A 20,054-nucleotide genomic window follows, 5' to 3' on the forward strand; every position below is an offset into this window, starting at 1 on the left:
TCACCTCACACAAACGCCACACCCGTAGCGATACGGGGCCGGAAAGCCACGGGCCTCCTGAAGGAGGTAGCCGGGTTGCCTTGTCCAGAGAGTGATTTCTGGCCGCCAGGCAATCCGACTGCCTGACGACGACCACTCTGGATTCCTCGTCGAACAATCCTTCAAGGAGGCAGCAAATGGCTAACACGACCCAATCCGTAAGCTTCACCAACACCCCGCAGGCCAAGGCTGACGCCTACGGCTTCAACGAAGATCAACTCAGCAACACGGTGCTGCTCGACGTCACGGGCAACGACCTTGGCGGCAACGCCAAGAAGCTCTACTCGATCGACGACGGCAGCGGCGCGCTGAAGGACTTGCTGGCCAAGGATCCCGGCCTGGTGACCGCCTGGGAGACGACCGCCGATGGCAACCTGATCCGCATCAACGCCGGCAAGGTCGAGTTCTCGATCGCGAGCGACAAGGTCAATGCCCTCACCGAAGGCGAGCAGTACTCCGACACCTTCGTCTACGCGATCCAACTGGGCAACGGCACCCTCAGTTACGCCACGGTGACGGTCAACATCCTCGGCCAGAACGACGCCGCGACGATCAGCAGCGACACGATCGGCATCGCCGGCGACGCGACTCCTGTCGTGACCGAGGATTCCGGTGCCTACGTCACCGCCGGCAAGCTCAGTGTCGTCGACGCCGACAGCGGCCAGAGCGTCTTCCAGGCGCTCAGCGCCGAGTCGCTGCAGGGCCAGTACGGCAGCTTCTCGTTCGACGAGAAGACCGGCGCCTGGAGCTACACGCTCGACAACGACAAGGCGCAATCGCTCGGTGCCGACGACTCGGCCACCGAAACGCTGACCGTGACGAGCTTCGACGGCACTGCCTCGCACACGATCAGCGTGAGCGTGAATGGCGTGAACGACGTGGCAGTCATCTCCGGTGAAGCGGCCGCCGAAGTGAGCGAGGATTCCGACAACTACGTTGTCACCGGCAAACTCGCCGTCGCCGACGCCGATGACGGCGAGAGCGCCTTCCAGGCGGCCAGCGCCGAGTCGCTGCAGGGCCAGTACGGCAGCTTCTCGTTCGACGCGCAAACCGGCGCCTGGAGCTACACGCTCGACAACGCCAAGGCGCAGTCGCTCGGCGCCGACGACTCGGCCACCGAGACGCTGACCGTAACCAGCCTCGACGGCACGGCGACGCAGACGATCACGGCGACCGTGCAGGGTGTGAACGACGTGGCGGTCATCTCGGGTGATGCGGCTGCCGACGTGAGCGAGGATTCGGGCGCCTACGTCGTCACCGGCAAACTCGCCGTCGCCGACGCCGACAACGGCCAGAGCGTCTTCCAGCCGGCCAGCGCCGAGTCGCTGCAGGCCCAGTACGGCAGCTTCTCGTTCGATGCGCAGACCGGTGAATGGACCTACACGCTCGACAACGCCAAGGCGCAGTCGCTCGGCGCCGACGATTCGGCCACCGAGACGCTGACCGTCAAGAGCCTCGACGGCAGCGCGACGCAGACGATCACGGCGACCGTGCAGGGTGTGAACGACGTGGCGGTCATCTCGGGTGAAGCGGCTGACGACGTGACCGAGGATTCGGGCGCCTACGTCGTCACCGGCAAGCTCGCCGTCGCCGACGCCGACAACGGCCAGAGCGTCTTCCAGGCGGCCAGCGCCGAGTCGCTGCAGGGCCAGTACGGCAACTTCTCGTTCGACGCGCAGACCGGAGCCTGGACCTACACGCTCGACAACGCCAAGGCGCAGTCGCTCGGTGCCGACGATGCGGCCACCGAGACGCTGACCGTAACCAGCCTCGACGGCACGGCGACGCAGACGATCACGGCGACCGTGAATGGCGTCAATGACGTGGCGGTCATTTCCGGGGAAGCGGCCGCCAGCGTGAAAGAGGATTCCGCTTCCTACGTCGTCAATGGTGTGCTGAGCGTCGTCGATGCGGATCAAGGCCAGAGCGCCTTCCAGGCGGCCAGCGCCGAGTCGCTGCAGGGCCAGTACGGCAGCTTCTCGTTCGACGAGAAGACCGGCGCCTGGAGCTACACGCTCGACAACGCCAAGGCGCAGTCGCTCGGTGCCGACGATGCGGCCACCGAGACGCTGACCGTTGCGAGCCTCGACGGCACGGCGACGCAGACGATCAGCACGACCGTGCATGGCGCGAACGACGCTGCGGTCATCTCCGGCAACGCTGCCGCCAGCGTGACCGAAGATTCCGGTGCCTACGTCGCCACCGGCAAACTCGCCGTCGCTGATGCGGATCAAGGCCAGAGCGGCTTCCAGGCCGTCGGCGCCGAATCGCTCAAGGGCCAGTACGGCAACTTCTCCTTCGACGAGAAGACCGGCGAATGGAGCTACACGCTCGACAACGCCAAGGCGCAGTCGCTGGCAACGGCCGACGCGGTCGATGAAACCCTGACCGTGCAGAGCCTCGACGGCACGGCCAAGGCGATCACCGTCACCGTCCAGGGGGCCGATGAACCGGTGGTGGTCCAGGACACCCGGGCGGCTGCCCCGGCGGTTTACGACGGTGCCGATCCCAAGGATTTCGACAGCATCGCCACGGCTGGAAAGACCGTCACGAGTGTCGGCAAGACCGACAACACCATCGTTGGTACCGACGGCGACGATGTGATCGACGCCAAAGCCGGAAATGACACGGTGTACGGCGTCAACGGCGACGACTCGCTGGTCGGCGGTAGCGGTGCCGACACCCTCTACGGCGGTGCGGGGAGCGACACGATCGCCGGTGACGAAGGCAGGGACGCGATCTACGGCGGTTCGGGCGACGACCTCATCAATGGTGGCACCGACAACGACGTGATCTACGGCGGTTCGGGCAACGACACGATCACCGGTGATGTCGGCAACGACACCATCGTCGGCGGCTTCGGTGCCGACACGCTCACCGGCGGCACCGGCGCAACCAAGGATGTGTTCAAGTTCCTGGATGCCAAGGACACGGGCGATACCATCACCGACTTCCACGTTGGCTTTGACAGCCTCGATTTCTCGGCGATCGACGCCAATACCGCTGCCAGCGGAGATCAGGCTTTCGGGCTGGTCAATTCGGTAGCGCTGCAGGCAAACAGCATCAACTGGTTCGTCGAAGGCGACAATACCGTCGTCCAGTTCGACAACGACGGCGATGTCGGCAGCGCCGAGTTCGAGATCACGCTGGTTGGCCAGCTGACGCTGAGCGCAGCCGACTTCGTTCTTTAAGGCGGACGATCGAGGCGCCGGTCGCGTATGGCGACCGGCGCCTCGTCGCGTTCACGCCGGCTCACCGCCGCAGCGTGAACAACTCGCGCAGTTCGTCGCCGCCAGATGCTTGCACGGAGCCGCCCAGTCCGCGCGGCAGCCGGTTGTCGTAGTCGATGTGCGTCAGCGCGTTGAGCCACTGTTCGCCCCACCAAGTCTTGCCAAAAGCTGGAGTCGCCAAGTCGGTTTCCTTTTTTGCGCGGCGATCGTAACTCACGCTCAGCCGCGTCGTTTGAGAGTATGTCTGCAAAGCGAAAAGCCGCGTCTGTGAGAAAATCCGAGTCCGTTCATGGAGTGGTCCGACACCCGGACTTCACGGTTGGAGAGCTTGTTTTCGTGACGATTCGCCTGAAAAAAGACGAGGCTCACGCCATTGTCGATATAGCTCGCCAGCATTTTGGCGAGCAGGTACGGGTCTGGCTGTTCGGCTCGCGCACCGATCCTGCTGGCAGGGGCGGCGACATCGATCTGCTGGTCGAGACACCTTGCGCCTTGCCTAACCGCATGCTGTCGGCTGCGCGCTTCGATGCGGCGCTGCAGATGACACTCGGCGAACAGAAGTTCGATGTCCTCCTGGTCGATCCTGCTACCGAGGAGAAACCGATCCACGCGATCGCCAGACGCGAAGGAACCGAGTTGAGCAAGTTGCTTGATCCCGAATATCTGCGCCTGTTGAGCCTGCTCGAGGTCGTCCGCCGTGAGGCGAACTGGCTGCTACGGGCGGAAAAGCGTCTGTTTGCCCATCACCTGGACGAGGCCTGGTTTTCGAATCTGGAGCAGGACGACGCGGCGGCCGAGACGCTCGAGGCCTTCGTCTCGCGCTTTGCCCGCTTGCAGGACAATCTCGGCGACAAGTTGATCCCCGCATGCTTGCGCGCGCTGGCCGAGCGGACGGGGAGCGCACTCGACAATTTGAACCGCGCCGAGAAGCTCGGTCTCCTCTGGTCGGCGCAGGAGTGGCTTGCGGCGCGCACGCTGCGTAAGCGCATGGTGCATGAGTACGCGCTCTCTGCCACGGATCTGATGCTGTCGCTGCAGGGCGCGAGGCAGCTCGTTCCCCATTTCATCGAGACTTACAACACCATCAACGAGCGCCTGGCCGATGCCTTGGGCGTCGGCGCCGACTGGCCGCAGAAGCTGTAGGAGGCTGCCGCAGCGCAGGCCGGTCGGTCACCGGCCGGGATTATCAGGGTATTGCCTGGAGAAACGGGGAAAGTCTGACTGAAGCGTTTGCTCGAAGTGAGCTTCCCCAGGAATTCCGCTTTCCCAAGCTGAAGTTTTCACCGCGGCTCCTCGACCGCGCCGACTGCAAAACCGCGCAGCTTGTCGTCGCTGTCCGTCGCGGTCTCACTCCCGCAGCGTGAACAACTCGCGCAGTTCGTCGCCGCCGCCCTGCTTGAGGTAGTGCGCCGGGTGGTTGCAGATCTGCTTCAGGGCCATGATCATCTGCAACACCAGTCCCTGCCGGCGGAAGGTGTCGGATTCACCGGAAATCGTCTTCAGCCCTTCCTGAACGACCGATTCGTAGAGCGCGGTCTGCTCGCTGCCGAGCTGGCAATACTGGTTCTGCTCGACCTTGTCCGGCAGGTCGCTGATGATCGACCTGTCGGACTTCAGCCGGCGCAGCAGGAAGGGCGCGGTGACGCGGCGGAAGCGCTGCGCGACTTGCGCGTCGCGCTCGACCTGGATCGGCGTCGCGAATTCGCGGACGAAATGCGGCAGTGTTCCGAGGTAGCCGCGGTTGGCGAAGTCCATGATGCTCCAGTACTCGGAGAAGCGGTTCTCGACCGGTGTCCCGCTCATGGCGATGAAACAGCGTGCCGGAATCGCCTTCACCGCCTTCGTCTGCGCGGCCGCCGGGTCGAACTCACGGTTGAGCAGCCGCGCGATCAGCGACGGATCGGCGGCGATCGCGTCGAGCAGCCGCTCCGCATCGGCGGCCGTCATCGCCGGCACGTCGATCGTGACGCGGTACGGACTCGCCTGACTGCCCTTGACCTTGGCCCGGATGATGCCGCCGCTGACGCCGAGATCCCTGACCGCGCCCTTGTTGGCGTAGCTGCGCCCGCGCGGCAGTCGGTTGTCGTAGTCGATGTGCGTCAGCGCATTGAGCCACTGCTCGCCCCACCAGGTCCTGCCAAAAGCCGGAGTCGCCAATTCGGTTTCCTTTTCCTGTTTTGCGCAGCAATCGTAACTCACGGCCTTGCCTTTTCCGGCGTTGCACGACACCGACGGGTCGGATAGGATTCATTCGAGCATCCCGAACTGGCGGTCGACCTTGGAGCGGAAATGGAAATTCAGGTACAGGAAAGAGGAAATGCGTGGATCGTCGCAGTGACGGGCAAGCTCGATGCGGTGTCAGCGGCCGATTACGAGAAAACCGTCCGTCAACTCATCGCGGACGGAAAAACGCGCTTCGTCGTTGATTTCGCAGAACTCTCCTATATCAGCAGCGCCGGCTTGCGCGTGCTGTTGTCGACGGCGAAACAGCTCAAGCCCGTCGGTGGAGAGGTCCGCTTCGCCAATCTGCAGGACAACGTGCGTGAAGTCTTCGAAATGACGGGATTCAGCTCGATCCTGGGCATTCACCCTTCGGTCGACGCCGCTTTGGTGGGGATGTGAAAGCACGGCCGTGAGCAAGTCGCCGTCGCCTGGCTCGATTTCCCTGTTGGCGGAACTCGCCAACCTGGAAGTCCTGCAGAACCACCTGGCCGACTGCGCCACGCGGTTCGGGCTTGAGCCAAGGCGCATCGGCATGCTCACCATGGCGCTGGAAGAGGTCTTCGTCAATATCTGCGACTACGCTTATCCGGCAGGTCCGGGACCGGTCACCTTGAACTGTCGTGACGAAGGCGAGCATTTTGTCGCCGAGGTGATCGACGAGGGAGAGGCCTTCGACCTCGGTTCGGTGGCTGAGCCCGATCTGGATGCCGACCTCGAAACCCGCAGGATCGGCGGCCTGGGCTGGTTTCTGGTGCGCAAGATCGCCGACCGGCTCGACTGCTTCCGCCAGGATGGGCGCAACATCGTTCGCCTGACGCTGAATCGATGACCATGAAAGTCCCGACGCCGCTCCTGCACTGGATGCTCGGCTGCCTGTTGTGCCTGCTGTGCGGCGTGGCCACCGCCTCCGGGCCCTTGAAAAAAGCCAGCTTCATTCCGCTCTGGCTGCCGCAAGCCCAGTTTGCCGGCTACTACATGGCGGCCGAGAAGGGCATCTATCTCAAGCACGGCATCGACCTGACCATCATCGACGGTGGGCCGGGACGCAGCCCGGCCGAGTATCTGCGCGATGGTCGTGCCGATTTCGCGGCCATGTGGCTGACGACGGCCCTGCAACGGCGCGATGAGGGTCTGCCGCTCGTTCATGTCGCCCAGGTGGTGCAACAGTCGTCGATGCTGCTGGTGGCACGCAAGGATTCGGGCATCCGTACCCTGGCGGATCTGGACGGAAGAAAAGTGGGGCTGTGGGGCGGGGATTTCGACATTCCTCCGCGCAGTGTCTTCGACCAGCATCGGCTGAAGGTCAAGCCTGTCCAGCAGTCGGGCACGGTGAACCTCTTCCTGCGTGGCGGCGTCGCGGCGGCGTCGGCCATGTGGTACAACGAATACCACAGCATCCTGAGCGCCGGGATGGATGAGGACGAGCTGACGGTTTTCCCGCTCAGGGATCACGGCGCCAACTACCCGGAAGACGGTTTGTATGCGCTGCAGGAGACCGTGGCGCGCGATCCACAACTGGTCGATGCCTTCGTACGCGCCTCGCTGGAGGGCTGGGAATACGCGTTTGCCCACCCGGAGGAGACCCTCGACGTCATGCTGCGCGTCATCAAGGAAGCGCACCTGCCGGCGAACCGCATGCATCAACGCTGGATGCTGACGCGCATGCAGGCCCTGATGCGTCCGACGGGCGGCCAGGACGGTGTCGGTGAGTTGAAGCGAAAGGACTATCAGGTGGTGGCGCAGGAACTGCGCAGGAGAGGCCTGGTGCGTGAGGCTCTCGATTACGAAGTTTTCGTGAAAGCCGGCCGTGCGCTTCCCTAGAACGATCGGCGCGCGCCTGATCCTGGTGGTCACGCTGAGCACCTCGGTCATTTTCGCCACCATGCTGGGCTTCAATCACCTGCGCTCGCGGACACTCATCGAGAAAGAGGTCGCCGCCAGTGCGCACAATCTGGCGCTGGCCTCGGCCAATCGCGTCGAAGCCGCGCTGGGCAGCGTGGCCCGGGCCTCCGAGAACATTGCGCGGCACCTCGAGAAGCACGGCAGCAGCGACCGGGAAGTCGAGGCGCTGTTGCGCCGCGTGCTCGAAGACAGCCCGGAAATCCATGGCGCTGGCGTTGCCTTCGAGCCGGGTGCGCTGCCCGGACCCGTGCGTCCTGCTGCGCCTTACCTGTATCGGGATGGCGACCGGATCAAGGCCGTAGCGCCGGAAGTGGACCTCAGTTATCGCTACCAGGACAGGTACCAGATAGCCCACGAATTGGGGCGGGCCGACTGGAGCGAACCGTATTACCGCGAAGGAGGCGCCGACATCCTGATGGCGACCTATTCCGTCCCCTTTTACTCGGGGATCGGGGAAGCACGCCGCATCAGGGGGGTCGTCACCGCCGATATCTCGCTCGACCAGCTGACGCAAACCATCAGCGCGATCAAGGTGCTCGAAACCGGTTATGCCTTTCTCCTGTCGCGCAACGGGGCTGTCGTCACGCATCCGGTGAGCGACTACATCATGAACGAATCGATCTTCAGCCTGGCTGAAGCGGCTGACGACAGTGCCTTGCGTGAAGTGGGCAAGCGCATGCTGCGCGGCGAAAGCGGTTTCGTTCCCTACCGGGGCTTCGGCGGCGCGCCCGCGCGCTTGTATTACGGTCCCATTCCCGCGGCGGGCTGGTCGCTGGCGATCGTCTTTCCCGAGAACGAGCTGTTTGCCGGCATCCGTGAACTGAGCGTCACGGTCGCTGCGATCGGCCTGGTCGGCATCCTGCTCATTGCCTTGGTGGTGGTGGTGATCGCGCGTTCGATCACGCGGCCACTGCACAGCCTGGCGATCGCCGCGGGACGCATGAGTGGCGGCGACTTCGATGTGGCGCTGCCGGCGCAGACGGCACGCGACGAAGTCGGCGACCTGAGCCGGGCGTTCGCCGCGATGAACCGCGACCTGCAGGTGCACATCCGGGATCTGGTGGCGACCACCTCGGCCAAGGAGCGCATCGAAGGCGAACTGAGCATCGCGCACGACATCCAGATGTCGATCCTGCCGAAAATGCTGCCGCCTTTCCCCAACCGGGAAGAGTTCAACCTCTTTGCCGTGATCGAACCGGCCAAGGAGGTGGGGGGCGATTTCTACGACTTCTTCCAGCTCGACGAGAACCATCTGTGCCTGGTGATCGCTGACGTCTCCGGCAAGGGGGTCCCCGCCTCGCTGTTCATGGCAGTCACCAAGACCCTGATCAAGGCAACCGCCAGGATGGGCTTGAGTCCGGCCGATATCCTGTGCCAGGTCAATGAGCAGATCGCCCGTGACAACGATCAGAGCATGTTCGTCACCGTTTTCCTGGGCGTGCTCGATCTGCGCAGCGGAGATCTGGCCTACACCAACGCCGGACACAATCCACCTTTGCTGATGCCCTGCCAGGGGACGCCACGCTATTTGCCCAAGAGTCGCCAGCTGGTGATCGGGGCCATGGAAGATTATCCCTACCGGGCCGAGCTCATGCGCATGGCACCGGGCGACCGCCTCTTCCTGTACACGGATGGGGTCACCGAGGCCATGAACCTGCAGGACGAGCTGTATGGCGAGGAACGTCTGCTCAGCATCGGCAGCGGACTGCAGCACGCGCCGCTGGTGGACATGGTCGAGGCTACGCTCGCCAACATCAAGGCCTTTGCCGGCGCTGCGGCGCAGTCCGACGACATCACCATCATGGCCATCGATTACCTCGGGAGCAGGAATCAGGCGAAATCACCCGCCAAAGACGCCACTTCTCCCGATCCCCTGCAATGACGCCAGCGCCGACATTCTTGATCTGCCTCGCCGTTCACGACGGCGACTGCGTGTCCCTGCGATTTCCGGAGATCGTCATCAGATGAATACGCACCGCAAGCGGCACCCCTCGGCAAAATCGGCCTTGCTTTGCGCTGCAGCCTTGTCATTGGCTTTGCCGGCAAGCGCGGAAAGTTGGCAGGAGCGTGCGTATGTCAGGGGCAGCCTGGGTTACGAAAAATACGCGGATGCCAACTTCTCCGACGCGCGTTGCTCATCCACGAATCCGCCCGCGTTGTTCGGCTGCGGTGCCGGCGTCGATGGCCGATCCCTTGGCGCCTATGGCGATTTCGGACATGGCCGGATAGCCGAGATCGCCGTGGGTGCGCGCCTGTCGCCGCTGTGGCGCGCCGACATCTCGCTGGCCGAGCGCTCGGGGATGGATTATCAGGGCAACGCCAACTTCCGCTCGGTGGGCCTGCACCAGCCGGTGACGGGGAACGCGGAAACCACGACCGCTATGCTCAACCTGTATCTCGACCTCGCGGCGCTGACCGGCTCCGATGGCGGCACGATCCGCCCTTACCTCGGCGTGGGGGCCGGTGTGTCGCACAACCGGCTGGGGAAAATGAACTTCAGCTTTCCCGAAAACACCGGACGGCACCGGACGACGGAGACTCCCAAAGGTGAGCGCACGGAGTTTGCCTATTCCCTGATGCTGGGTGCCGAGATGGCCTTGAGCCGCCAGTTTTTTCTCGATGCCTCCTTGCGCTATACCGACCTGGGCGAGATCGGTTCCGATCAGGGCGACATGCGCATGAACCATGTCGCAGCACCGATCAGGATCGACGAAATCAAAACCCGCTTGCGCAGCTACGGCTGGGCCATCGGGATTCGCTATGCCTTTCGGTGAGGGATCGTGCACCGCCCGCAGCCCGCTGGTCGAGGGCGGTACCGTGCGCTGACTTCAGTCTTTCCTGAATTGGCGAACGCGGCGGGCCTCCGCTTGCCATGAGTGAGCGCTTCCGGCTCAGAATTCCCGGATCAGGCCGATCGTGGTCGTGCTCTGCACCACCCGGGAAGTGACCGTCTCCACGCGCGTGCCATCGGCAAGATAAGTGTCGAACTCGTGGTTTTGATACCAGGTGCGCCGATATCCGGCGCGCAGCGACCAGCGTTCGTCCAGCGCGAGGCTGACGCCGACCCCGGCGACGATGCCAGGCCGCCATTTCTCTACGTCGTACTGACTGGTCGTCACGGCAGACTTGCGCTCGCGGATCTTTCCCAGCGCCAGTCCTCCTTCGGCAAACACGGCGAAATGTTCCGTGAGGCGGAACGAGGGTAGTAGCGAAACGGCCACATTCACGGGCAGGTCATAACGAAAAGACGCCGGTTCCGCCAGGCTCATCTCCCAGTCGGCATTGCTCACCGACAGGCGGCCCTGCACATCCAGCGAGAAATCGCGCGCGGATTTCCAGTGGTATCCGCCGACCATGCCGGTGGTCGAGCCAGCGCCCTCATTGTGGTAGCTTGCAGCGGGATCGCCGTTCACGAAACGATATTCCGGCTTGAACGACAGGTGCTCACGCCCGGTTTCGGCGCCCAGGTAATACTGGGCTTCCACGCCCTGTGCTGCCAGCACGCTCACGGCGCCTGCGGCAGCCAGGATCCATCGCTGATAATCGTACATGCCCTCTCCCTTTAACGTGAAACGTGGAACAATTTTGTGAAACATCGGCCGACCTGATCTGCCGAAGCCGTCGTGATCAGCAGCCCGTCATCGCGAGCCCGAAGGGCGTGGCGATCCAGTGCGGAGGGCTGAATAGAAGAACGAACTGGATTGCCACGGCGCTACGCGCCTCGCAATGACGGCAGCGAATGGCTGCGTTTGATGCTCAGGGGTGGTACCACTCGCCATGATCCTTAGGCCGTCAGCCACCGATCAGGCGGAGCGAAAGCCGGTTGCCGCGAGCGTCCGTGCGGTAATCGATGCTCTCTGCCAGCTTGGTGATGATGCTCAGGCCGAGTTCGTCGGGTAGTGCGGCACTGTCCAGCGGGTTCGGAGCATCGCCCGGGGACTCGAGTGCGACCTCGAGCCGCCCGGTCTTTTCGGCGTAACCGAGGGTGATTTCCACCGGGGCCTGCGCAAGGCGTGGCCGATAGACGGCCAGCAACTCCTCGATCAGCAGCCACAGGTGTTGCCGCGTCTTTTTCGGCAGGATCTGCTTTTCGCAGAACTGCTCGATCTCCGCGTTGACCGCGTAAAGATCGAAATCCGGGCTGTCGATGCGCAGGCAGACGCTGCGAATGCGGTGGATGAAGGCGCGGGTCTTTTCGCGCTGCGGCTGCTCGAAAATCTGCGCCGGCGTGCCCTGCTCGTAGATGATTCCCTCGTCCATGTAGAACACCCGGCTCGATACGTCGCGGGCGAAATCCATTTCGTGGGTGACGACGAGCATGGTCAGCCCTTCGTTCGCCAGCCGCCGCATGACGGCCAGCACCTCGCTGACCATGGTGGGATCGAGCGCCGAGGTCGGTTCGTCGAAGAGGATGATCTGCGGATCCATCGCCAGGCAGCGGGCAATCGCCACGCGCTGCTTCTGGCCACCCGACAGTTCGTCGGGGAAACTGGCAGCCTTCTCGGCCAGCCCGACCAGCTTGAGCAAGTCGCGCGCCTTGCTCTGCGCCTCGGCCTTGCCGGTACCAAGCAGCTTGATCGGCCCGAGGGTCAGGTTGTCGAGCACCGAAAGGTGGGCGAAGAGATTGAAGGACTGGAACACCATGCCCATCTTGCGCCGCATTTTCGGCACGTCTGTGCTCGGGTCGAGGAGGTTGACGCCATCGATCTCGATCCTGCCGCCGCTCGGCTGGTCGAGCAGGTTGAGGCAGCGCAGGAGGGTGCTCTTGCCGGTACCGGAGGGGCCGATGATGGAGATGACCTCGCCCCTGGCGATATCGATGCTGATGTCCTTGAGGACGGTCAGGTTGCCGAAGCGCTTGCAGAGATGGTCGACCTTGATCATGAGCCACCTGCCTTGCGTCCGTATTTCGGATCGGTCACCCGCTCCAGATAGCCGAGCGATTGCAGCAGTACCCAGGAGATCAGGAAATAGAGGATGGCGATCATCACCAGCGGGAAGAAAGCGTCGAAGGTGCGGCTGCGGATGATGTCGCTGGCCTTGGTCAGATCCTGCACCGCGATGTAGCCGACGACCGAGGTCATCTTGACCAGGGAAATGAACTCGCCCTTGAACACCGGCAGGATGCGGTGGATGGTCTGCGGCAGGACGACGTTCACGAAGGTCGAGACACGGGTGAATCCCAGGGCGATGCCGGCTTCCGTCTGCCCCTTGTCGACGCCCTCGATGCCGGTGCGGAAGATCTCGGCGCTGTAGGCAGCGAAATTCATGCCGAAGGCGATGATGGCGACGAGCACCGGATCGATGTGGATCGAGGCGAACACGACGTAGAAGATCAGCATCAGCAGCACGAGGACCGGCGTGCCGCGCAGGATGGCGATGTAGATGCGGGCCGGCACTTTGAGCAGGCGCCGCGCCGACATGCGCATGAAGCAGATGACGCCGCCGAGCAGAGTGCCCAGGAGCGTCGAGAACACGGAAATGATCACCGTCGTTTTCAGGCCGTCCCAGATCAGCAGATAACGGTCTTCGAGGATGATGTTGCTGTGGAAACTGTCGGCGACGCTGCGGAACCAGCGCGGCAATCCATCGTTTTCGGCGCCGGCAGCGGGAGCTTGCGCGCGCACCAGGGCGCTGATGTCGTTGTCGAGGTAAGGGGTCGAGTAGCGGATCAGCTTCTTGCGCTCTTCCGTGACATTGAAATTGGCGAGCGCGACGTCGATCTTTTTCGATTGCAGCGCGGGGATCAGGGTGTCGAAGTGGAGGTCCACGATCTCGATGCGTTTGTCGAGACGCTGTCCGATCAGGTGGATCAGTTCGATGTCGAGGCCTGCCAGCTCGCCGCGGGCGTGAAAGGAGAAGGGTTCGTTCTCGGCGCTGGTACCCATGCGCAGCACGCCACGCCTGCCCGTTTGGTCGAAGGACGGCATCGGCGGAGGCGTGGTGTAGCGGCTATCGACCCACTTGGCGCGCAGGCGCTGCAGTTCGCCTTCCTGCTTGAGGGCCGCGAGGACGCCGTCGATTTCGGCCTGGAGCGCTGCATTGTCCTTGCGCATGGCCACGGCGACGTCGAGCCTGCCGACCGGCTGCTCGACGATGCGGAGTTGCGGATTCTTTGCCGCGAGGTTGATGAGCACGCTCTTGTCGAAGACGAAGGCATCCGCCTTGCCGGTGTCGACCGCCAGCGCGGCGTCCGAGGTCGTCGTCAGTTCGACGAACTGCGCGTCGGGAAACTGCCTGCGCGCCGCGAGATCTCCCGCCGTGCCGGACAGTATGGCGATCCGCTTGCCCTCGAGGTCCTGCAGTTGCGGTGGCGCCGCCTGCGCCGCGCTGCCGCCCGCGACGAGCAGCACGCAGGCGGCAAGCAGTTGGAAGAGTCTGTTCATTGGCGAACGATCAGGGGCGTGCTTCCCTTACCAGTGCAGCAATCCCGCCCTGGTAGTAGGACTCGGAGAAGAGCACCTTCTGCGCGCGCTCCGGCGTGATCGTGATGCACGAGGCGATCATGTCGACCTTCCCGGAACTGAGTGCCGGGATCAGCGAGCCGAATTCCATGTTCACCACTTCCAGTGTCTTGCCCTGCTGCTTGGCCACGCGCCGCGCCAGCTCGATGTCGAAGCCGACGACCTGTTGCGAGCCATCGATGAAGGAGAAGGGTTCGGTGACGGCGGCCGTGCCGAGACGCAGCACACCCGCTTCTCCGCTCAGTGCAATCTCCGGCATCGGCGCCGGGTTGCCTTTCTTCGGGAACCAGCGCGCCTGCATGTCGGCGTAGCCACCGTTCTGCTTCAGTTCCCTGAGCACCGCATCGATCGCATCCTTGAGGGCACGGTTTTCTGCTTGGACCGCGAAACCGTAGTTGTCGACGGTGATCATTTCCGGCAGCACCGTCAGCCCGTCATTCTTGGCGGCGATGTTTTTCAGGATCGGTTCATCGTAGGCGACGGCGTCGGCCTTGCCCGCCTTGACGGCCAGGGCGGCATCGAGAACCGTATTGAAATACTGGAACTTCGCCTGTGGAAATCTTGACAGCACCAGTGTGTCGGCAGCCGTACCGGTCGGCACGGCAAAGGATTTGTCGGCGAGCTGTTGCATGCTGGTGATTTCGTTGTTCTGGCCGCAACCGCCCGCCAGAAGCAGCGCCGACAGCATCAGACAGCCAGTCAAAAAACCGGACAATTGCTTGATCATCGATGACCCTCCTCCAGAAAGCATCAGTATACTCTCCGGTAACGTAGGCACTTCTGGGCAGGAAAAAATATCCGCTCTCCGGGCGCCCGTGGAGCAGGTTTTTCCCCATGGCTATCGGGTAACTCGCCCAGCAGCTCACGCATCCGAACATCGACGAGGAAAATGATCCACATCGAACACCTGTCCAAGCAGTTCGGCGATCTTGCGGTGCTGCGTGACGTCAATGCCAGCATCGAGGCCGGTGAGGTCATCTCCGTCATCGGCCCTTCCGGTACCGGCAAGAGCACGCTGCTGCGCTGTCTCAACCTGCTCGACCGCCCGAGCGGCGGACGCATCCTCGTCAAGGGACAGGATCTGCTCGATCCGGCCACCGATGTGGCGGCCCTGCGTCGGCGCATGGGGATGGTGTTCCAGTCGTTCAACCTGTTTGCTCACCTGACCGCGCTGGAGAACCTCAGCGTCGGCCCACGGCGCCTGCTCGGCGTGCCGGCCGAGGCCGCGCGCGAGGAGGGCTTGCGGCTACTGCAGATGGTCGGGCTGGGCGAATGCGCCGAGCGCTTTCCGCACGAGTTGTCGGGCGGTCAGAAGCAGCGCGTGGCGATTGCCCGTTGCCTGTCGATGCAGCCGGAGATCATCCTTTTCGACGAACCCACCTCGGCGCTTGACCCGACCATGGTCAGCGAGGTGCTGGCGGTGATCCGGCGCCTGGCGCGCCAGGGGATGACGATGATCATCGTCACCCATGAGATGGCCTTCGCGCGCGATGTCTCCAGTCGCATTTTCTACATGGACGAGGGTGTGATCTACGAAGAGGGCACGCCGGCGCAAATCTTCGACGCGCCGCAGCGCCCGCGCACGCGCGACTTCATCCACCGCGTACGCAGCATCCGCTGTCAGATCACCAGTGCCGCCTTCGATCTGTACGCCATCTTCGGCCAGATCGAGCGCTTCTGCGAAAAGCATGCGATCCCGCCCGAGCGAGAGAACACGCTGCAACTGCTTACCGAAGAACTGCTCGCGCTGCTGACGGCCGGGGCCGGCCCGGTGGATATCACCCTCACCATCGCCTTCGCCGAAGGCAGCCGCACGCTGGAAGTGCGCACCGACAGCGGCGGCGAGCCCGCCAACCCGCTCGCCGCAGCCGGCAGCCCCGACGACCTCGGCCGCCGCCTCATCGAAGGCTATGCCGACATCCAGTATCGCCACGCCGCGGGGCGTAATCAGTTGGTGTTGACCCTCAAGGACGCGAGGTGAGCGCCGCATGAGTTTCCTGCATTTTCTCGCCGCTGTCCTGCTCTCCGCCTTGCTTTCGCTGACGGCCAGCGCTGCCGACGGCTGGCGCTCGCTGGCCGACGTGTCCACCGGCCGTATCGGCTACGTCACCGGCACCGTGTTCGACGCTCACCTGCACCGACACTATCCGGAGGCGCGCATCGTCGGCTACAACAACAGCACCGACCTGATCCAGGCGCTCAAGACCGACAAGCTCGATGCGGCGATCCTGGCACGCATCAGCGCCCGTGCGGTGGTCGATCAATCTGCGGAGCTGGCGCTGCTCGACGAGGCGGTGATGCGCTTTCCGCTCGGCATCGGCTTTGCCAAATCGCGCAGCGGCTTGCGCGAACGCTTCAACGCTTGGTTGGCACGGGCGCGCGCCGATGGTCGCTATCGAACGATTCACGAACGCTGGTTCGTGCATGATCCCGAGCAGGCCGTCATGCCCGTGCACGAGCCCGTCGCGCCGCGCGAGCGCTACGTGCTGGCGGTGTCGGTGGCGGACATGCCCTATGTGGCCTACAAGGATGGGCGACACGTCGGCTTCGACATCGAGATCCTGCAGACCTGGGCGGCCGAGGAGAACATCCAGCTCGAGATCCACACCCTCGACTTCGGCGCCCTGCTGCCTGCCATCGCCTCGGGCAAGGCCGATCTGATCAGCGACGGTATCGCCATCACCGACGAGCGGCGCAAGGCGGTCGATTTTTCCGATCCCTATGCGGAAGAACAGGGCGCGGCCATTGCCTGGCGTAGCCGTGTGGCGAATTCAGCCAATCCAGTGCAAGCAGTCGATTTCGACCCCGGTCAGCGTCGTGTCGCCGTGCTCATCGGCACTTTCATGGATATCTGGGCCAGCCGCGAATTTCCGACGGCCCAGATCACCCGCTTCAACTCGCAGGCCGACCTGATGCTCAGCCTGCAAACCGGGCGCAGCGATGTGGTCCTGACCGATGCGGTTACCGCCCGCACCCAGGCGGTGCTCACTCCGGATCTTGCCGTTGCCCAGGAGGGGCTGGCCCCGTCGCCCATCGGCGCCGCCTTCGCACCGGGGAACAAGGGACTGCGCGAGCGTTTCGACCGCTTTCTGGCACAACTGCAGCACGACGGCACCTTGGCGCAGATGAGGCAACGCTGGTTCGTGGCCCAGCCGGAACAGGTGCGCATGCCCGACATCGCCCTGCCGACGGTCGGTGCGCCCCTGCGCGTCGGTACCTCGCTGGTGCTGGGATTGCCCTTCGTCAGCCGCGCCGATGGGCGTTACATCGGCCACGAAACCGAACTGGCGCAACGCTTTGCCCGGCAAGAAGGCATGCCGGTGCAATTCGTGCCCATGGAGTTCGAAACCCTCATCGCTGCACTCTCGGCCAACAAGATAGACGCCATCATCGCCAACCTGACGATCACTCCTGAACGCGAGAAACAGGTGGCCTTTTCGCAGCCCTACAACCACGAAACGCTGTCGGTCCTGGTGCGCGCCAAGGATCTGGCCACTCCCGCTGCGCCACACACCGCCCTGGAAACAGCAGCGGCACCCGCGAGTTCGAGCTGGCTCGGCGAACTCGCTGCCAGCCTGACCTCCACCTTCGTCACCGAACAGCGCTGGCGATTGGTGGTGGAAGGATTGTGGATCACCCTCACCGTTTCCCTGCTCGCCACCCTGTTCGGCACCCTGCTGGGGGCGGTCGTCTGCGCGCTGCGCATGGCGCCTCAGCCCTGGCTGCAGCAGGTCGGCCGCTTCTACATCGGGGTGATTCGCGGCCTGCCGGTGCTGCTGCTGCTGATGCTCACCTACTACGTTGCCTTCGCCCGCATCGACATCCATCCGGTTGCCGTCGCCGTGCTCGCCTTCGGCATGAACTTCGCCGCCTATGTCGCCGAGATCTTCCGCAGCGGCGTGCGCAGCATCGATCCCGGTCAGTACGAAGCCGGCATCGCCATGGGGTTCAGCCGCCTCGCCACCTTCATCCACTTCATCCTGCCCCAGGCCGTCCAGCGCATCCTGCCGGTCTATCGGGGCGAATTCATCTCGCTGATCAAGATGACCTCGATCGTCGGCTACATCGGCGTGGTGGACCTGACCAAGGCCAGCGACATCATCCGCAGCCGCACCTTCGAAGCCTTCTTCCCGCTGGTGATGGTTTCCCTCGCCTATTTCCTGGTCATCTGGCTGCTCGGACTGCTGCTCGATACCGTCGAAAAACGCAGCGATCCCGCATGGCGCAGGGCACGGCGGCAGCCGTGACGCAGCGCCTCAGGAGCGCCTTGCCTCCTGATAGAGCGGCATCACGTCCGGCAGGTGGCGCTCGATTTCCTTGATCCGGTCCTTGCCGGCGGGGTGCGTCGACAGCCACGCCGGTGGCCCACCGCGGTTGGCCGCGCTCATCTTCTGCCACAGGCTGACCCCGGCGCGCGGGTCGAAGCCGGCGCGGGCAACCAGGTCGAGTCCGACGAGGTCGGCTTCGCTCTCGTCGTCGCGCGAGAACTTGAGCGCCATCAGGTCGCCGCCGGCGCGGAACGCGCCCGAGTACTTGCCGCCGCCGATGAACTCGCCGAGCAGCGCGGCGCCGATGTTCGTCAGCTGTCCCTTGGCCATCCGCTCGCGCGCGTGTTCGCGCAGCGCGTGCGCGATTTCATGACCCATGACGACGGCGATCTCGTCGTCGGTGAGCTTCAGCTGCGTGATGATTCCCGTGTAGAAGGCGATCTTGCCGCCGGGCATGCAGAAGGCGTTGAGCTGATCGGAGCCGATCAGGTTGATCTCCCACTGCCAGTTGTTCGCCTGCGGGTTGAAGCGCTGCGCGAAGGGCAGGATCTGCCTGGCGATCCGGCGCAGGCGGACGAGCTGCGGGTTGTCGTCGGCGGCCAGCGCGCCCTTCTCGGCAGCCTGGCGCTTCAACTGCGCGTACTGCTGCGCAGCCTGCTGCTCGAGCTGGCTGGCGGGAACGAGCTTGCGCAGCGCCGAAGGCTTGCCGACATCGACGCCGTCCTCGGCCAGGCAGGGGGTGGCGGCGAGGGCGGTGCCGATCAGGCAGCCGGCGAGCAGGGCAGGGAGAGGCTTGGCGAAGAGCGTGGTGTTTTGCATGTTTCGAAAGTGACTTCAGGGAATCAGGCGGGCGTCAGCGCAATCAGGGCAGGAGGACGTAACGTCCGCCGCGGATCTCGGTGAAGAAGACCTTGCGCTGGGTATCGCCGTTGGCGTCGAAGCTGATCGATTGTTGCAGGCCCTGGTACGGACCGCTGCGCAGCGCCGCGGCTTTCAGCGTTTCGCCGTCGCGGCGGTTCTTGAGCGCGGTCAGCACGACGGTCGCGGCGTCGTAGGCCGAGACCGAACTGTAGCCGGGCAGGCGCTGGAAGCGTTTGAAATAGGCTTCGGCGAACTCGCGGAAACGTGGCGATTCGTCGTCGCGGTTGTAGTTCTGGACGATCAGCAGTCCTTCGACGACCTCGCCGCCCAGGTCGAGCAGCTGCTCGGTGGCGGCCCATTCGGCAGCGCCGATCGGCAGGGCCGGTGCCTGCTTGCGCGCCTCCTGCGCCAGGCGTGCCACGTCGAGCGCGCCGGAAATGAAGAACAGGCTGTCCGGGCGGGCGGCCAGCATCTCCTTGATCACCGCCGCGAAGGGCGTGTCGGGTTGTGAATCGTAGGGTACCGCCACCGCCACCCGCGCGCCTTGCGCCTCGACCGCACTGTGGAACTCCCGCAGCCAGGACTCGGTGAAGTTGCGGTTGCGCGTGTCGTAGGCGACGGCGATATGGCGCTGGCCGCGACCGACCATCACCCGCGCGTAGTCGCCGGCGTTGTCGCGGGTGGTGCGGTTGATGCGGAACAGGTTGTCGTCCTTGCCGTAGAAGCTCATCGAGGTGATGGTGGGGCTGACCTGGAAGATTCCGGCGGCGCCGGTGATCGGTACGATGACTTCGGCCATGCCGCTGGTGAAGGGTCCGATGACCGCTTCGACCCCGGCGGCCACCAGTTCGCGCGTCGCCTTCTCGGCCGTCTGCCGGTCCTGCGCGTCGTCGCGCGAGATCAGTTCGACCATCCTGCCATCGAGGCCCCCGTTCCTGTTATTAACCCGGCCCTTAAATACACTGGTTCGCATAGGCCGCAGCCGGGTGCCTGAAATATGACATTACGTGTGCCGGCAAGGCCTGCAGCTTGTTCATGAAGGCGGTGGTCTTGGCGAGCAAGGATGC

General features: G+C 64.0%; 17 protein-coding genes and 1 riboswitch. Of the genes, 9 read left to right on the plus strand and 8 right to left on the minus strand.

Translation table 11 applies throughout. The features are described from left to right. Window positions 1-5: 5 nt before the first annotated feature. Window positions 6-83, plus strand: a riboswitch (cyclic di-GMP riboswitch). Between the two features lie 93 nt (window positions 84-176). Further along, window positions 177-3,230, plus strand: coding sequence for a VCBS domain-containing protein (locus CCR84_RS07745; protein WP_201211117.1), 3,054 nt, complete (start codon window positions 177-179; stop codon window positions 3,228-3,230). Window positions 3,231-3,291: 61 nt separating this feature from the next. Here the strand turns inward: CCR84_RS07745 and CCR84_RS07750 are convergent, their stop codons facing one another. Continuing rightward, window positions 3,292-3,450 (minus strand): hypothetical protein, encoded by a 159-nt coding sequence (locus CCR84_RS07750; protein WP_201211119.1) that lies wholly within the window; start codon window positions 3,448-3,450, stop codon window positions 3,292-3,294. 86 nt (window positions 3,451-3,536) lie between these two features. On the opposite strand from CCR84_RS07750, the gene CCR84_RS07755 reads away from it, so the two are divergent. Further along, complete coding sequence (locus CCR84_RS07755) at window positions 3,537-4,412, plus strand: nucleotidyltransferase domain-containing protein (protein WP_201211121.1); 876 nt, start codon at window positions 3,537-3,539, stop codon at window positions 4,410-4,412. Window positions 4,413-4,616: 204 nt separating this feature from the next. On the opposite strand, the gene CCR84_RS07760 is transcribed toward CCR84_RS07755, so the two are convergent. Then, on the minus strand, window positions 4,617-5,426 hold the full coding sequence (locus CCR84_RS07760) for a DEAD/DEAH box helicase (RefSeq protein WP_201211122.1): 810 nt from the start codon (window positions 5,424-5,426) through the stop codon (window positions 4,617-4,619). 132 nt (window positions 5,427-5,558) lie between these two features. Here CCR84_RS07760 and CCR84_RS07765 point away from each other — a divergent pair, with 132 nt between their 5' ends. The 5 genes from CCR84_RS07765 (at window position 5,559) to CCR84_RS07785 (ending at window position 10,168) form a co-directional block, all read left to right on the plus strand. Continuing rightward, complete coding sequence (locus tag CCR84_RS07765) at window positions 5,559-5,891, plus strand: STAS domain-containing protein (protein WP_201211123.1); 333 nt, start codon at window positions 5,559-5,561, stop codon at window positions 5,889-5,891. A 10-nt stretch (window positions 5,892-5,901) separates the two neighbouring features. Beyond that, window positions 5,902-6,321 (plus strand): ATP-binding protein, encoded by a 420-nt coding sequence (locus CCR84_RS07770; protein WP_201211125.1) that lies wholly within the window; start codon window positions 5,902-5,904, stop codon window positions 6,319-6,321. Beyond that, window positions 6,318-7,313, plus strand: coding sequence for an ABC transporter substrate-binding protein (locus tag CCR84_RS07775; protein ID WP_201211127.1), 996 nt, complete (start codon window positions 6,318-6,320; stop codon window positions 7,311-7,313). Before CCR84_RS07770 ends, CCR84_RS07775 begins: the two co-directional genes overlap by 4 nt. After that, a complete protein-coding gene (locus tag CCR84_RS07780; RefSeq protein ID WP_201211129.1) occupies window positions 7,300-9,276 on the plus strand; it encodes a SpoIIE family protein phosphatase in 1,977 nt (658 codons plus the stop codon). Before CCR84_RS07775 ends, CCR84_RS07780 begins: the two co-directional genes overlap by 14 nt. A gap of 82 nt (window positions 9,277-9,358) precedes the next feature. Continuing rightward, a complete protein-coding gene (locus tag CCR84_RS07785) occupies window positions 9,359-10,168 on the plus strand; it encodes an outer membrane protein (RefSeq protein ID WP_201211130.1) in 810 nt (269 codons plus the stop codon). Between the two features lie 117 nt (window positions 10,169-10,285). Here the strand turns inward: CCR84_RS07785 and CCR84_RS07790 are convergent, their stop codons facing one another. From CCR84_RS07790 to CCR84_RS07805, 4 genes are all read right to left on the minus strand, one after another. Next, the gene (locus tag CCR84_RS07790; RefSeq protein ID WP_201211131.1) at window positions 10,286-10,945 is read right to left on the minus strand and encodes an outer membrane beta-barrel protein; all 660 of its coding nucleotides are present in this window, start codon (window positions 10,943-10,945) and stop codon (window positions 10,286-10,288) included. Between the two features lie 241 nt (window positions 10,946-11,186). Next, a complete protein-coding gene (locus CCR84_RS07795; RefSeq protein ID WP_201211132.1) occupies window positions 11,187-12,278 on the minus strand; it encodes an ATP-binding cassette domain-containing protein in 1,092 nt (363 codons plus the stop codon). Then, on the minus strand, window positions 12,275-13,780 hold the full coding sequence (locus CCR84_RS07800) for an ABC transporter substrate-binding protein/permease (protein ID WP_201211133.1): 1,506 nt from the start codon (window positions 13,778-13,780) through the stop codon (window positions 12,275-12,277). The genes CCR84_RS07795 and CCR84_RS07800 overlap by 4 nt, the downstream gene beginning before the upstream one ends. A gap of 10 nt (window positions 13,781-13,790) precedes the next feature. Then, window positions 13,791-14,585, minus strand: a complete 795-nt coding sequence (locus CCR84_RS07805) for a transporter substrate-binding domain-containing protein (RefSeq protein ID WP_201211134.1) — start codon at window positions 14,583-14,585, stop codon at window positions 13,791-13,793. 162 nt (window positions 14,586-14,747) lie between these two features. Between CCR84_RS07805 and CCR84_RS07810 the strand changes: the two genes are divergently transcribed. Both CCR84_RS07810 and CCR84_RS07815 read left to right on the plus strand, forming a co-directional pair. Then, window positions 14,748-15,839, plus strand: a complete 1,092-nt coding sequence (locus CCR84_RS07810) for an amino acid ABC transporter ATP-binding protein (protein ID WP_201211135.1) — start codon at window positions 14,748-14,750, stop codon at window positions 15,837-15,839. 7 nt (window positions 15,840-15,846) lie between these two features. Then, on the plus strand, window positions 15,847-18,105 hold the full coding sequence (locus CCR84_RS07815; RefSeq protein WP_201211136.1) for an ABC transporter permease subunit: 2,259 nt from the start codon (window positions 15,847-15,849) through the stop codon (window positions 18,103-18,105). Between the two features lie 9 nt (window positions 18,106-18,114). Here the strand turns inward: CCR84_RS07815 and CCR84_RS07820 are convergent, their stop codons facing one another. Together CCR84_RS07820 and CCR84_RS07825 are read right to left on the minus strand one after the other, a co-directional pair. Then, a complete protein-coding gene (locus CCR84_RS07820; protein ID WP_201211137.1) occupies window positions 18,115-18,945 on the minus strand; it encodes a M48 family metallopeptidase in 831 nt (276 codons plus the stop codon). A 43-nt stretch (window positions 18,946-18,988) separates the two neighbouring features. Next, window positions 18,989-19,960, minus strand: coding sequence for an ABC transporter substrate-binding protein (locus CCR84_RS07825; protein WP_201211139.1), 972 nt, complete (start codon window positions 19,958-19,960; stop codon window positions 18,989-18,991). Between the last annotated feature and the right edge of the window lie 94 nt (window positions 19,961-20,054).

The sequence above is a fragment of the Rhodocyclus purpureus genome, from assembly GCF_016653115.1.
GTDB classification, from domain to species: Bacteria; Pseudomonadota; Gammaproteobacteria; order Burkholderiales; family Rhodocyclaceae; genus Rhodocyclus; species Rhodocyclus purpureus.

Bases quoted from the DNA above. Each gene is read 5' to 3' on its own strand.
- CCR84_RS07745 (WP_201211117.1), top strand. From the start codon at position 177: ATGGCTAACACGACCCAATCCGTAAGCTTCACCAACACCCCGCAGGCC.
- CCR84_RS07765 (WP_201211123.1), top strand. From the start codon at position 5,559: ATGGAAATTCAGGTACAGGAAAGAGGAAATGCGTGGATCGTCGCAGTG.
- CCR84_RS07775 (WP_201211127.1), top strand. From the start codon at position 6,318: ATGACCATGAAAGTCCCGACGCCGCTCCTGCACTGGATGCTCGGCTGC.
- CCR84_RS07785 (WP_201211130.1), top strand. From the start codon at position 9,359: ATGAATACGCACCGCAAGCGGCACCCCTCGGCAAAATCGGCCTTGCTT.
- CCR84_RS07790 (WP_201211131.1), bottom strand. From the start codon at position 10,945: ATGTACGATTATCAGCGATGGATCCTGGCTGCCGCAGGCGCCGTGAGC.
- CCR84_RS07795 (WP_201211132.1), bottom strand. From the start codon at position 12,278: ATGATCAAGGTCGACCATCTCTGCAAGCGCTTCGGCAACCTGACCGTC.
- CCR84_RS07800 (WP_201211133.1), bottom strand. From the start codon at position 13,780: ATGAACAGACTCTTCCAACTGCTTGCCGCCTGCGTGCTGCTCGTCGCG.
- CCR84_RS07805 (WP_201211134.1), bottom strand. From the start codon at position 14,585: ATGATCAAGCAATTGTCCGGTTTTTTGACTGGCTGTCTGATGCTGTCG.
- CCR84_RS07810 (WP_201211135.1), top strand. From the start codon at position 14,748: ATGATCCACATCGAACACCTGTCCAAGCAGTTCGGCGATCTTGCGGTG.
- CCR84_RS07815 (WP_201211136.1), top strand. From the start codon at position 15,847: ATGAGTTTCCTGCATTTTCTCGCCGCTGTCCTGCTCTCCGCCTTGCTT.
- CCR84_RS07820 (WP_201211137.1), bottom strand. From the start codon at position 18,945: ATGCAAAACACCACGCTCTTCGCCAAGCCTCTCCCTGCCCTGCTCGCC.
- CCR84_RS07825 (WP_201211139.1), bottom strand. From the start codon at position 19,960: ATGCGAACCAGTGTATTTAAGGGCCGGGTTAATAACAGGAACGGGGGC.